At 66.6% G+C, this 13,505-nt stretch carries 10 protein-coding genes; 2 read left to right on the top strand and 8 right to left on the bottom strand.

The genetic code is table 11. From position 1 onward, the window contains the following. Nucleotides 1-3 precede the first annotated feature (3 nt). From ACIQF4_RS09390 to ACIQF4_RS09365, 6 genes are all read right to left on the bottom strand, one after another. Nucleotides 4-663: a DUF1961 family protein gene (locus tag ACIQF4_RS09390; RefSeq protein WP_400514928.1), complete on the bottom strand. Its 660-nt coding sequence runs from the start codon at nucleotides 661-663 to the stop codon at nucleotides 4-6. 27 nt (nucleotides 664-690) lie between these two features. Continuing rightward, entirely contained in the window at nucleotides 691-1,395 is a 705-nt protein-coding gene (locus ACIQF4_RS09385; RefSeq protein ID WP_400514930.1) for a rhamnogalacturonan acetylesterase, read from the bottom strand. A gap of 26 nt (nucleotides 1,396-1,421) precedes the next feature. After that, nucleotides 1,422-2,294: a carbohydrate ABC transporter permease gene (locus ACIQF4_RS09380; RefSeq protein ID WP_066278800.1), complete on the bottom strand. Its 873-nt coding sequence runs from the start codon at nucleotides 2,292-2,294 to the stop codon at nucleotides 1,422-1,424. After that, nucleotides 2,294-3,304, bottom strand: coding sequence for an ABC transporter permease (locus tag ACIQF4_RS09375; RefSeq protein ID WP_400514932.1), 1,011 nt, complete (start codon nucleotides 3,302-3,304; stop codon nucleotides 2,294-2,296). Before ACIQF4_RS09375 ends, ACIQF4_RS09380 begins: the two co-directional genes overlap by 1 nt. A 90-nt stretch (nucleotides 3,305-3,394) precedes the next feature. Continuing rightward, entirely contained in the window at nucleotides 3,395-4,924 is a 1,530-nt protein-coding gene (locus ACIQF4_RS09370) for an extracellular solute-binding protein (protein ID WP_400514934.1), read from the bottom strand. A gap of 159 nt (nucleotides 4,925-5,083) precedes the next feature. Next, nucleotides 5,084-5,767: a YesL family protein gene (locus tag ACIQF4_RS09365; protein ID WP_400514936.1), complete on the bottom strand. Its 684-nt coding sequence runs from the start codon at nucleotides 5,765-5,767 to the stop codon at nucleotides 5,084-5,086. A gap of 243 nt (nucleotides 5,768-6,010) precedes the next feature. On the opposite strand from ACIQF4_RS09365, the gene ACIQF4_RS09360 reads away from it, so the two are divergent. Both ACIQF4_RS09360 and ACIQF4_RS09355 read left to right on the top strand, forming a co-directional pair. Further along, nucleotides 6,011-7,258, top strand: coding sequence for a Gfo/Idh/MocA family protein (locus tag ACIQF4_RS09360; protein ID WP_400514938.1), 1,248 nt, complete (start codon nucleotides 6,011-6,013; stop codon nucleotides 7,256-7,258). Continuing rightward, complete coding sequence (locus ACIQF4_RS09355; RefSeq protein ID WP_400515177.1) at nucleotides 7,258-10,692, top strand: family 78 glycoside hydrolase catalytic domain; 3,435 nt, start codon at nucleotides 7,258-7,260, stop codon at nucleotides 10,690-10,692. The genes ACIQF4_RS09360 and ACIQF4_RS09355 overlap by 1 nt, the downstream gene beginning before the upstream one ends. Nucleotides 10,693-10,789: 97 nt before the next feature. Here the strand turns inward: ACIQF4_RS09355 and ACIQF4_RS09350 are convergent, their stop codons facing one another. Both ACIQF4_RS09350 and ACIQF4_RS09345 read right to left on the bottom strand, forming a co-directional pair. Then, nucleotides 10,790-12,079, bottom strand: a complete 1,290-nt coding sequence (locus tag ACIQF4_RS09350; protein WP_400514939.1) for an ABC transporter substrate-binding protein — start codon at nucleotides 12,077-12,079, stop codon at nucleotides 10,790-10,792. Between the two features lie 138 nt (nucleotides 12,080-12,217). After that, nucleotides 12,218-13,486: an MFS transporter gene (locus ACIQF4_RS09345; protein ID WP_400514941.1), complete on the bottom strand. Its 1,269-nt coding sequence runs from the start codon at nucleotides 13,484-13,486 to the stop codon at nucleotides 12,218-12,220. Between the last annotated feature and the right edge of the window lie 19 nt (nucleotides 13,487-13,505).

Raw genomic sequence — 13,505 nt, 5'->3', positions numbered from 1 at the left:
GGACTAAAGCTCCTCCACCACCAGGTTTCGGTACGCCGCCCGGAGCGGGGCCATCTGCCGGAAGCCCAGGTAGCCGCCGCCCAGCACTGCCGCGGTAGCGGCAGTGGGGGTCGGATCGTGCCACTCAAAAAGCGGCAGCCCGTTGATGGCGAAAGCCACCCGCGGCCCGTCCTTTACAACCTCCATCCGGTAGAAGTCCACAGCGTCCCCAGCCGGGGGCAGCGGATCGGCTCCCTGCGCCACCAGTTCAAACCCGGCGCTCTTGCGCAGGTTGCAGGTCCGGAAGGCCCGCTCGGACTCGTACTTGTGCCGGAAGTAGGACACGTGCAGGGCATCGATGTCCCCGGAATGGTACTGCGGGTAGTACCCCGTCCGCGGTGCCAGGCCACTGGAAAACAGGTCCAGCCCGCCGTGTCCCCGGGCGGAGAAGAAGAGCATGGCCAAGCCGGGTTCCTCCAGCGGCAGGAACTCCCAGCTGATCCTGATGCCGTCCGGGAACTGCACCGGGCACCAGAACGTCCAGTGCGCGTGGTCCCCGAATTCCGCATCGTCCATGGAACCGGACAGCTCCAAGGCCCCCTGATGGGTCCCCTGGCTCAGCGGCCCTTCCGCCACCCAGTCCTCCACGTCCGCCGGGGACGTGAGGGCATTGCTGTACAGCACCTTCGTCTCCAGGCCGGACGTCCCCACTTAGCCTCGTCCCGCCGCCGTGCCTACCAGGCCGCCGGGCACCAGCCCCAGCTCCTGGAGCCGGGCGGCAACGTGCCCCGCAACCAGTGCGGCCCCCTGCTGGGAGAAGTGGGTATTGTCCGCCAGGCCGTCAGGCCAGTGCGCGTGCGAGCCCGGCCCGAAGTGGCAGAAGAGCGACGCCGATTCCTCCCGGCCCAGCTGCAGGTACAGCCCGCGCGTCCACGCGTTCAGGTCAATCACCGGCAGGCCCAGCTCCAGGCCGATCTCCCGCACCACCTCCGGATAGTCCTCCAGGCTCTGCTCCAGGTCTTTGTGCCCGGCAGCAGCGCCCGACGACGGCCGGTCCAGGAAGTGCCTGCGTTCCACCGGGGTGCACAGTACAGGCAGCGCCCCCAGGTTCCGCACCTCCTCCGCCATGGTGCGCAGGTTGGCGGCGTAACCGGTCCGGGCAGCAAGGTGTTGCCTCTTCTGGTCGTTATGGCCGAACTGGATCAGGACCAGGTCACCCTCCCCGGCTTCCGCCAGCAGGCTGGCCCACAGCCCCTCGTCCCGGAAGGACTCCGTGCTGGCCCCGCCCTTGGCGAAGTTGTGCACGGCCGCCCAGGTGTAGGAAAGAGGGGCAAGGTGCGGTCCCCAGCCGCTCATGGGGTACTCGTGCGTGGGGCAGTTGGCCACCGTGGAATCTCCGGCGAGCAGGATTTTCATGCTGTGCTTTCTCTCGTGGTGCAGGCTCAGCCCTTGACGGAACCGATGAGCATGCCCTTGGCGAAGTGCTTCTGCAGGAACGGGTAGAAGATGAGGATGGGCAGGGTTGCCACCACGATCACCGCGAACTTGATCCCCTGTTCGGGCGGGATGTAGTTCGGGTCCACGTTGCCGGTGCCGAGCAGGTCCGAGGACGCCGTGACCTGGCGCAGGTACATCTGCAGGGTCCACTTGGAGTTGTCGGAGAGGTAGAGCAGGGGCGACATGAAGTCGTTCCAGATGCCCACGGCGTAGAACAGGGCGAACGTGGCCAGGACCGGTTTGGACAGGGGCAGCAGGATCCGCCACAGGATGCCGATCTCGGTGGCGCCGTCCATCTTGGCCGATTCCTCCAGCTCCTGCGGGAGTTCCTGGAAAAAGTTCTTGATGATGATCAGGCTGAACGGGTTGATGGCCGCCGGCAGGATCAGGGCCCAGTAGGAATTGAGCAGGCCCAGGTCCTTGACCAGCAGGAAGGTGGGGATCATGCCGCCGGAGAAGACCATGGCGAAGACCACCAGGGACAGGATGACCTGCCGTCCGCGGAGGGTCTTCTTGGCCAGCGGGTAGGCCATGGTCACGGTGAACGCGAGCTGGACCAGGGTTCCCACCGCCGTGACCAGGATGGTGGTCACCAGCGCCCTGGTGAATGCGGGGGTGGAGAAGATGTATTCGTAGGAGCCCAGGGTGAACTGTTCGGGCCAGACGAAGAACGCGCGCCGGGTGATTTCGGCCTCGTTTGCGAAGGATCCGGCGATCACGTAGATGAACGGCAGCAGCGTGATGATGCCGATCAGGGACAGGAAAACGTAGTTGGCGGCGTCGAAGATCCGCCCGCCGGTGGTGTTGTGAATCTTCATTAGAACAGTCCGCTCTGGTTGAAGCGCTTGGCCAGGGCGTTGGTGCCGAAGATCAGCACGATGCCCACCAGGGATTTGAAGAGCCCCACGGCGGTGGAGTAGCTGTAGGCGCCCTGGGTGATGCCCACGAAGTAGACGTAGGTGTCGAATACGTCAGCCACGGACCGGTTCAGGGCGTTGGTCATCAGGTAGATCTGTTCGAAGCCGGTGTTGAGCATCTGCCCGATGGCCAGGATCAGCATCACGATGATGGTGGAGCGGATGCCGGGCAGGGTGATGTGCCAGACCCTCCGGAACCGGCCGGCGCCGTCAATGATGGCGGCCTCGTACTGGTCCTGGTCCACGGTGGCCAGTGCTGCGAGGAAAATGATGGTGCCCCAGCCGGTGTTCTTCCAGATCTCCTGCAGCACGATCAGTGGCCGGAACCAGTTCGGATCGGACAGGAAGTCGATGTTGGTGCCCATCACGTTGTTCAGGAACAGGAACAGCGGGCCAAAGTCGAGGGCGAACAGCAGGAAGCTCAGCGACGCCACGATGGTCCAGGACAGGAAGTGCGGAATGTAGACAAGCGTCTGGACGGTGCGCTTGAGGATGGAAAGCCGGACTTCGTTCAGCAGCAGCGCCAGGACGATGGTCAGCGGAAAGGCGATGCCCAGGTTCAGGAACGCCAGGATCAGGGTGTTGCCGAGCAGCCGCGGGAAGTCCGGGTTGGAGAAGAAGTCCTGAAAGTGCTGGGTTCCCACCCACGGGCTGCCGTTCACGCCCAGGAACGGGACGTAGTCCTTGAACGCGATGGACACGCCATACATCGGGGCGTAGCGGAACACCGCGAAGTACACCACTCCCGGCACCAGCAGCAGGTAGAGCCACTTGTAGTGCGCGAAATGGACGGAGAATTTACCCCGCGGGACCTTTGGCGGCTTGCGCGGCCTGGTGCTCTTGCCCGCGTCCGTCCCGGGGCCTTGGCCGTGGCCGATATTCGAGGCCAGTGCGTCTGTCAGCTGTGACATTCAGGGCCTCCTTTCTGGAAGTGGTGAGTGGGTCCTGCGGCGGCGGGCTCCGCAGCGAACGTGCGGAGCCCGCCGGTGCGGGCGGGACTGTTACTTGTTGTCCTGCCAGAGCTGGTTGATCTCTTCCTTCACCTTGTCGCCGCCGCTGGTGTTCCACAGCTTGATGGCGTCCTTCAGCCCCTGCTCATCGATCTGGCCGGCAAGGTACTTGATCCGGGCATCGGCCACGATGTTGTCCAGCTGCGCACCCTTGGCGACGTAGGTGGCGGACACGTACGGGGCTGCCGGGTTGTAGACGGCACTCTTGAGGTCCGAGGCCATCACTTCCGTGCGCTTGTCGAAGACCTGCTGCTCGTACTCCGTGGGCTGCTTGACGGGGTAGAAGGTGTTGCCCCCAACGTTCATGCCGAGCTGCGCGTAGCTCTTGATGTCCGTGCTGACAGCCTTGGATTCTTCGGTTTCGGGCTTGATGCTGGCAGCCTTGCCGTCCTCAACGGTGAAGTTGACGCCCTCGATGCCGTTGTTCAGCAGGATGGCCACCTCCTTGCCGTTCATGGTGTTGAGGACTTCGAGCACCTTGTCCAGCTCAGCTTCGGTGCGGACGCTCGATTTGGGCACTGCGAGGAAGCCGGAGTAGCCGTCGGTGGGGTGGGCGTGCAGTTCGCCGTCGGGGCCTTCGAGGTTGCCCACGAAGCCCACCTTGTTCTCATAGTTGTTGGGGTCCGCCTGCTTGAACAGGTTGACCAGGACGCTGACGCGGGAGTCGACGTCCACGATGATGCCGCCCTTGCCGTTGAAGAACGGTTCGTTCCACTTGGTGCCGTCAAAGGTGGCGAAGTCGGGGTTGATGAGCTTTTCGTCCACCATCTTCTTGACGAACCGGTTGGCCTCGAGGAACTCCTCCGTTTCGAAGCTGGGGATCAGCTTCCCGTCCTTCTCGGTCCAGCGGTTCCCGGTGCCGTACCATTCCTCGATGATGTCGTAGGGGCTGTTGGTGCCCAGCGCGCCCCACTTGGGGATGGTGATGCCCCAGGTGTCGTCCTGGCCGTTGCCGTCCGGGTCCTGTTCGGTGAAGGCCTTGGCCACCTGGTACAGGTCCTCGGTGGTCTTGGGCGCCTCGAGGCCCAGGTTGTCCAGCCAGTCCTGGCGGAACATCACGGCGGCGCGCATCGGGGCGCGGCCACGGAACACGCCGTACACCTTGCCGTTGATGCTGGCGTTCTGCTGAATGTCCGGGAAGGTGGTCTTCAGGTTCGGGTAGTCATCGAGTTTGTCCGTGAGGTCCCAGAATGCCCCGGCTTCGGCGTTCTTGACGAACCCCGGGGTCTTGCCCTGGATCACCATGATGTGCGGGATCTCGGAGGAGGCAAGGGTGATGTTGGTCTTGTCCTCGTAGGACGCGTTGGGGGTCCACGTGATGTTGATGTCCTTGCCGGTGAGCTCCTCCAGCTTCTTCTGGACGGCGCCGTCGGCACTGGGCGGCTGGGCCTCGAGGAACGGCGCCATGATGGACACGGTGCTGAGGTCCGCTGCCGGGGCCTCCCCTCCACTGCAGGCTGTGAGGGACATGGCCGTTGCCGTGACAACGGCGGCGGCCAGGGAGAGTTTTCTGCGGATCATGGTTTTCCTTTTCCACTTCTTCGGGGTTCTGTTGGGCAAAACGGTTGATAAGGATTTTGTTGATACGTTTCAAGCTAGGGAGGCAAAAGGCAGGGGATGCACGCGCAGGGAAGGCCGACGGCGCCTTCCGGACTTGGGCGGGCCGAGCCCTTCCAGGCGTCAGGCCACGGAGGCCGCCGGCAGGGAGCCCTTCGCTCCAGGGTTGTCCGGCCCTGCCACCGAGGTTCCTGCCACCGATTCATCGTTTGCGGTGAAGAACCGGTCACACAGCCAGCCGGTGGCAAACAGCCAGGCGCCGATACTGAAGAACGGAACCAGGCCCGGGACCGTGGTGCTGGCATAGAGCGCCGCAGCGGAGATGAACAGGAGGATGACCGTTCCGGCGAGGTGGCGGAAGGCAAAGCGCGAAGACATCAGCAGGTACTGCGCGGGGGGCAGTTCATACCGCGCATACATCGGGAAGAGGTAGCAGGCTGCGCCGGCCAGGAGGATGGCCGCCACAAAAATGCCCGCCGCCACCAGCTGCGAGAACAGGTCCCCTGATGCGGAGAAGTAGTTCCAGTTCATGGACAGCGCCACTGCCACTCCCATTACCGGCAACGCGAGCGCGTTGGCCCGGACGAAGTTCCGGAAGTAGTCCGAGGCGAAGCTGCGGAATAACGGCGCCGCGTCACCCCGGGCACGCTTCCGCACGGCGATCTGGGCGGCCGCCGTTGCTGGACCTGCGCCGAGGACTCCCAGGCCCAGCAGCGCAAAGACGATCCAGAGCAGGTTCAGGCAGGCAATCCAGAGGAGGGTGTCAAAGAACGAGTAGGCCCGGGCACTGAAGGTTCCAGATAGCATGGCGCAGCTCCCTTCATTTCTCCATCGTTGCAGAGGCGAAGGCGGTAGTGTCCCGCATCACGCCGGTAATCGGTTTCTCGAAAATCTAGACGCACACCGCCAGCAAGGTCAAGGCAAATTTTGAATCGTTACATAACTGGACTCTGGGGAGCTTCATGGCCCAGACTGAGACTTGGAAAGCGCTTGCTGGAGTTCGCACGCGCCCTATGCAACTGTGCCCAGCGGGGGCGGAAACGGAGAACCATGGCAACGCCAACCGGCACCCACAGCCCGGATGCCCCTGCCGGATCAGCAGCAGGAAAAGCTGTCGCCGGTACCGCCGTCGGCACGTCAGCCCCGGCTGCCCGTGTTGCCCTGGTCGGTGTGCATGGCTTCGGCACCCACCACCTCCGCAACCTTGACCGCCTCCAGGCGGCAGGCGCCGTCGAACTCGTTGCGGTGGCCGACCCCCAGCCGCCGGCACCGGGCTCAGTCCCGGAGTCCGCAAAGGTCTTCCCGGGACTGGACGAACTGCTGTCCGCAACACAGGGCCTTGACCTGGTGATTGTGGCGACGCCCATCCAGACGCACGCCCCGCTGGCGCTGGCCGCTTTGGGCACCGGCGCGGACCTGTACCTGGAGAAGCCCCCGGTGGCGTCCCTGGCCGATTTCGACCGGCTCTGCGATGCCGCCGCAGCGTCCGGCAGGAGTGTGCAGATCGGTTTCCAGAGCCTGGGCTCGCACGCCCTGCAGGCCATCGAAAACCTGGTGGCGGACGGCACCCTCGGTACGCTTCAGGGCATTTCGGCAACCGGCCGCTGGGTCCGGGACCGGGCCTACTACAAACGCTCGCGGTGGGCCGGGAAGCGCAGGATCAACGGCGTGGACGTGGTTGACGGCGTGGCCACCAACCCCCTGGCGCACGCCGTGGCAACGGCGCTGAGGATCGCCGGGGCCCGGACCACCGCCGATGTGGCGTCCGTGGAGACCGAGCTGTACCGCGCCAACGATATCGAGTCGGACGACACCTCCGTGATCCGCATCCGCACCGCCTCGGGCCTGCCCATCACCTGCGCCCTGACCATCTGCGCGTCCGAATCCGTGGAGCCCTACATCACGCTGCAGGGCTCGGCGGGAACAGCCGTGTTCCACTACACCGAGGACCGCCTCACCGTCACCACGGCGTCCGGCACCACTGAGCAGACGTACGGCCGCGAGGACCTCACCGACAACCTGCTGGCCCACCGCAGCTCCGGATCCCCGCTGATCAGTCCCCTCCTGGACAGCGGTGCTTTCATGCTGGTGCTGGAAGCGGTCCGGACCGCCCCACTGCCCGCGCTCATCGGCGATGCCCACATCCGGTGGGAGGGATCCGGGGAAGCAGCCCACGCCGTCGTGATTGACATAGAAGCAGCGCTGGAGCGCGCGGGGCGGGAGCACGCAACGTTCAGCGAGCTGGGCCTGCCGTGGGCAACATCAGCCCCCTGCACCTTCAGCGTGCCGGCTTCCTGATGCATCAGCAGGCCACAGGGACCGCGGCACGCGCCACTACAATCCCCGAAGCGCAGGGCCAGCTGCACGCGGTCAACCTGCTGACGGAGGGCCTCGCCGAGTGCCTTACGGCACCGGCGCGGCCAACTTTCAGCTGGCAGCTGGCCCAGCCGGACGGCGCTGAGCCGGCGCGGGCCCTGCAGACCGGCTACGAGGTCACGGTGGAGGACTCGCGGGGGCTCAAGTTCTGGAGCTCCGGGCCGGTCCCCTCCCCCGTGCAGCGCGGCGTCCCGTATGGCGGGCCCGCGCTCGACGACGACACGGACTACGCGTGGCGGGTGCGGGTCCGCGACGCCGCAGGGATCCCCGGGCAATGGTCTACTCCGAAGAGGTTCAGCACCGGGCTTTCGGACGCTTCCTGGCAGGCCGACTGGATCCGGCGCGCGCCCGGCGGCCGCGCACCCCTGGAAATCCTTGGCGGCGCCCTCCGCGTGGCAGGCTCGCCCTTCCTGCCGGTTCCCTGCCCGCCTGCCCGCACCTTCCGCCTCGAAGCCCGCGTCCGGCCGGTGATGGGGTGGGCCGGGCTCATCCTTCGCAGCAGCGGTCCCGGCACCGGCCTGCTGCTGGAGCTCAACACGGCCGGGGAGGTGGTCCTCCGCCGCGCTCCGGTGTGGGAGATTCCCGCCGCGGCCGTCCCGGAAACCACCGTGCTGGCCAAGGCCCGGGCAAAGCGTAGCCTGGACGTCCGCCAGGCCCGGTTGCCCGGCAAGGACCTGGTGCCCGGTTCCTGGCAGGACCTGCTGGTCACCGACGACGGCCACACCATCACTGTGTCCCTGGATGGCGTGCAGCTGCTGGCGGTGCAGGAGCCCGCAGCTTCCGGAGCTGCCGGGAAGCTTGCCCTGCACCAGGGGCCCAGGAGCCAGGCGGAGTACGCGTCGCTGCACATAAGCAGCGCCTGCCAGGACAGTGCCAGCCAGGACAGTGCCGACGCCGTCCTGCTGGACCACCGCTTCGACGCCGGCGCGGACCAGGCACGGGCCTGCCTGGCGCACTGGGCCGGCACCACGGCGCACCGCCAGCCGGATGAGTGGACGCTGTTCCGGACCACCCTGCAGCTCACCGGCACGGTGCGCCGGGCGCGGCTGTTCGTGGCGGCGAACCACCACGCGCAGATCTCCCTGGCCGGCACCTCCTGCCTGGCAACAACCTCCTTCGGCTACCCGGGCGAGGGCTATTACGACGCCGCAGACGTCACTGGCCTGCTCGCCGCCCAGCCTCCAGGCACAGCCGTTCCCCTGACGGCCCTGCTGCACTGGTACGGCCCGGGCCAGGGCCGCGCCGCCGGGCTTCCCGGCCTCCTGGTCCGCATCAGCGTCCAGTACACGGACGGCCGCCGTGACTCCTTCTGTTCCGGGCCGGAGTGGTCAGCCGGCGAGGCGCCGTACCGGCAGTCCGGCTACCGCAATGACGAGGGCGATCCCGTGGAACACCTGGACGGGCAGGCCGCCGGTGCTTTGGCCGCCGCGCCGGCCTCCTCCCCTGCCTCCTCCCCTGCCTCCTCCTCTGCTGCCTCTTCTTCATCCGGGGACCTGCCGCCCGCCATCAGCTGCGGCCGCCACCCGGCACCGGAGTTCCCCTCGCTGCACCCGCGCCGGACCTTCCTGGCCGGCGGGTTTGTTGCTCCCAAGGCCTTCCTGACGGCCGGCGACGGCACCATGGTGGCTGACTTCGGCCAGGTCCTTCCCGGGCGTCCGGAGGTGGACTTCAGGGACGGGGTTCCCGGCCGCACCGTGATGATGCGGGCGGGGTACTCCCTCCGGCCGGACGGCCGGGTGGATGCCGGAAAGACCGCAAGCCAGAACACGGACATGTCCTTCCCCTACACCCAGGCGGCCGGCCCCCAGCAGTACAGTGCCACGGTGCACCTGGGCTTCCGCTACCTCGAGCTTCCCGGCGTGGAGGCCGCCGAGGTTTCCAGGGTTGGGGCCGTGCTGGTCCATGGCCGCCATCCGGCTGAAGGAAGTTTCACTTCCTCGGACGAGGCGCTGAATGCCGTCTTCACGTTGCTGCGCGATTCAGCCCTCTACGGCGTCCAAGAGCAGTTCGTGGACACACCCACCCGGGAGAAGGGCCAGTTCCTGGCGGATGCGGTGAACATCTCCTACGCAACGATGGCCCTTTTCGGCGAGCATGCCTATACGGCCCAGGCGCTGCGGGAGTTCGCCTGGTCCGCCGTCCGCTACTGGTCCGAGGGGCAGGACCGCGGCCGCTACAACGCCGTGTACCCCAATGGCGACGGCAAGCGCGACATCCCGGACTTCTCCCTCATGGTTCCTGAATGGGCCGAGGAGTACCACCTGCGCACCGGCGATCTTGGCCTGGTCCGGGAACTGCTGCCGCACCTTCGCAACACCGCGGACTACGCGCTGCGGTACGTTCCGGCAGAAGGGCCGACGGCGGGACTGGTCACCCGGCTGGGCGGCGGTTCCGGCCCCTACCTGCACGGCATCGTGGACTGGCCGGAACCTGGCCGGTTCGGCTACGACATGGAGTGCGCCGCGAAGACCACCGTCAACGCCCAGGCCTATTCGGCGCTGGTGTCCACGGCCGGGCTCTGCGGCCTTGCCGGCGAGCCCGATGCAGCCATCCGGTATGCCTCTTCAGCCCGTCGGCTGGCCGAGGCAATCCGCACCCGCCTGCGCGTGGACGGGGTGATGGTGGACGGCCTGCATGCGGACGGCACCCCCAGCTCCCACGCCTCCCAGCACGCCACGTCCTTCCCGCTCTCCCTTGGCATCACCGCTCCGGAGTTCGCCGCCGCTGATGCACTGCGGATCGCCTCCTTGGGGATGAAGCAGGGGCCGCTGACCGTCCACCGGCTGGTGCGGGCGCTGCTTTCCCAGGGACTGACGGACGCCGTGCTGGACCTCCTGACAAACAAGGACCAGCCCGGCTGGGCCCGCCTGCTGGAACGCGGCGCCACCTTCACCTGGGAGGCCTGGGACCTGGTGGAGGGAACGGACTACAGCCAGTCCCACGCCTGGTCCGCATCCGTGGTCAAGGAGATCCTGGACCACCTGCTCGGGGTCCGGTTCAGCTCCCCCGGAGGCTCGGAGCTGCTGATCGAGCCTCCGCTGTGCCGGCTTAACCATGCCCGCGGCACGGTGCCGGTCAGCAACGGCTGCGTGGAAGCCAGCTGGGTCCGGGAGGGCAGCCAGGTGCGGCTTGAGTGCACGGTCCCTCCGGGCACCACGGCTGTTGTCCGGCTGCCCGCCGGCAAGTACTCGGTTGCCTCCGGGCGTGAAGGAACGACGACGGAGGCCGCCGTCGTGCCCTTCGCTGAGGATGCCGCGACCGCACGGACGAATCCCGACGGCGCCGCGGCTGACAGCGCGGCCAAGCTTGACTTCCGCATCCACCCCGGCACGTGGATATTCACGCCGCAGGCGTAGCCGCCTGTAGGCCCAGGAGACGCGAGATGGCATTCCGCGGCAATGTTTGCGGGGAAGATTGCCGTGAAATGCCATCTCGCGGGGTCACGCCCGTGGGTCAGAGAATGGCGCTCCTGGCCTCTTCCAAGGCCTTCTTCGCAGCCTCCTGCGGGGAGAGCCTGTCGAAGTGGACTTCCAGGGAGTAGCGGGTGAGGGCTTCAACGGCTGCGCTGCCGCCCGCCGGCGGAACCGGAGCGGCGTCGCCCAGTTCGCTGGAGATCTCGTCAATGAACCTGGCGGTCTTGGCATCGGCCGGGGTCAGCTTGGAGACCACAGCCGCACGGATGTCGGAGTTGGCGGGGATGCCGCGGTCGGCCAGTCCGATCTCGCCGGCCGTGGCGTTGTTGGTCACGAAGTCAATGAACTTCTGCGCCTCCACGGGGTGCTTGGTCCGGGAGCTGGCGGACCAGAACATGGAGGACTTGTAGAACTGCTGGGCTTCGGAGGCCTTGCCCTCCACGCTCGGCGGGCGGCGGATCTCCAGGTCCTGGCCGGAGGCCTTGCTCAGGGCGCCCAGCTGGTTGGACCAGTACATGTTCATGGCGAACTTTCCCGTGGACAGGCCCTGCTGGTCGATCGAGGCGGTCGCGTCTTCAGTGATGACTGAGGCCGGCGGCACTGCCTTGGAGTCGCGCATCTTCGCCTGGTACTCGTACCACTCGGCCAGGTCCGATTCCTCGAACCCCAGCTTGCCGTCGCTGGTAAACAATGACTTGCCGTGCTGCCGGAACCACAGGTTGGCCGCGGCGTCGGAATTGACCTGGCCACTGCCGTACACCTTCTCGCCACTGGCTTTGGTGATAGCCGCGGCCGTGCTGTCCAGGTCGTCCCAGGTCCAGGTCTTGTCATCGGGAAGGGCCACGCCGCTGGCCGACACCAAGGCCGGGTTGGCCATCACCACCATGGCGTTCACGCCGCTGGTCACGGCGTACTGCTTGCCGTCCACTTTCCCGGAGTCCGCCACGGGCTGGTCGAACTTTGACAGGTCAACATCCTTCAGCTCGAGCAGGGCGCCGCGCTCGGAATACTCACCCAGATAAGCCGCGTCCATCTGGATGATGTCCGGGGCATCCTGCGAGGCCACCTGCGTGGCGAGTTTGTCCCAGTAGCCGGACCAGTCGCCGTACTCACCCTCAATATTGATGTTGGGGTTCTCCGCCTCGAAGCCTTCAATCAGCTTCTCGGTCATCTTGTGCCGCACGTCAGAGCCCCACCAGCTGAACCGCAGGGTCACCGGGCCGTCCGAGGCGGCTTCCGGCGAACTGCCGCAGCCGGTGAGGACCAGTGAGAGTGCGGCCGCTGCGGCGGCAGCTTTGGGCAGCAGGGACTTTTGGGCGCGAAACATCATTGTTTGTCCTTTGGCGCGAAGTTGCTGGGACCTGAAAGAAACCGGTTTCCCACAGCCTAGGTGTGAGCCAGCGAACGCGTCAAGGTCTCCGGAGGGCCGCCTGTCCGTGAATCCGCACCTTGCAGGGGAAGCCGGCAGTCAGGCCTGGCTGTTACGCGTCCTGCGCCCATGCCGCCACAGCAAAAGCCCTATGACAAGTGCTGAGAGCATGCCCAGCCCGCCGGTGGCCACCAGCCCGGTACGCACTCCGAACTGTTCCGTGAGCCAGCCGGCCAGGAGGCCTCCCAGCGCGTGCCCGCCCAGCAGGAGGGGAAGGTAGAGGGCCATCACGCGGCCGCGGATCTCCGGCCCGGCCTCCAGCTGGACTGCGGTTGCCGCGCTGGTCAGGAACAGGAGGGTCATGAGACCTACCACCACCAGCATCACGGTGAACAGGACAAGGGTGGGCATCAGGGCCGCCACCAACTGGGACAGGCCAAAGAGCCCCGCAGCGGCCACTATGCCTTTGCGTCCCAGGCTGCGCAGCCGGGCGGCCAGCAGCGCACCGGCCAGCGCCCCGATGGCGCTGACGGTATTGAACAGCCCGAAGCCTTCCACGCCGTTGTGCCACACCCGTTCGGCAAAGGCGGCCAGCACCACGGGGCCGTTCATGCCGAACATTCCCAGGAGTCCGGCCAGGGCGATGACCAGCAGCAGCGACGGCCGTTCCCGGACGTAGCGGAACCCGGCCAGGAGCTGGCCGCGTCCGCGGGCCGCCCGGGCGCTGGGATGCAGTTCGGCAGGGCGGATGGCGGCGATCAGCACGAGCACCAGCAGGCACAACGCGGAGTTGGCAGCGAACGCTGCGGCCGATCCCGCCTGGGCAATGACCACGCCGCCCACGGCAGGGCCTGCCATCGCTCCAAGCTGGCCGATGGCGTTGTTGAGGCCTATGGCCGGCCGGAGGTGCGCGTCGCCCACCACTTCATTGACGAAGACCTGGCTGGCCGGCTGGTTGATGGCCGATGTGACGCCCAGCGCCACACAGCTGGCATAGACGGCCCAGACGGTGATGGTTCCGCTTGCGGCCCATGCGGCCAGGCCCAGGGCAAGGACGGCGATGACGGCCTGGCAGCACAGCATGATCCGGCGTTTGGGAAACATGTCCACCAGCAGGCCGCTCAGGGGTCCCACCACCAGCATCGGGAGGAACTGCAGGGCGACGGCCACTCCTACGGCGGCGGGACTGCCGGTCAGCTGCAGCACAAGCCAGTCCTGCGCGAGCCGCTGCATCCACACCCCCACGCTGCCGATGAACACCAGCGCCAGGAAGAGCCGGTAGTTCCGTTGCGTCAGGGGCTGGTACCAGGCCGGCGGGTCTTTGGGAGTGCGGAAGGACTGCTCTGAACGCTGGCGCTCGGAAGACACGGCGGACTCAACTCAATAG

The sequence above is a fragment of the Pseudarthrobacter sp. NPDC092202 genome (assembly GCF_044755505.1).
Lineage (GTDB): Bacteria > Actinomycetota > Actinomycetes > Actinomycetales > Micrococcaceae > Arthrobacter.
Note: the sequence above shows the minus strand (reverse complement) of the source record. Positions and strands in the feature narration are given on the sequence as shown.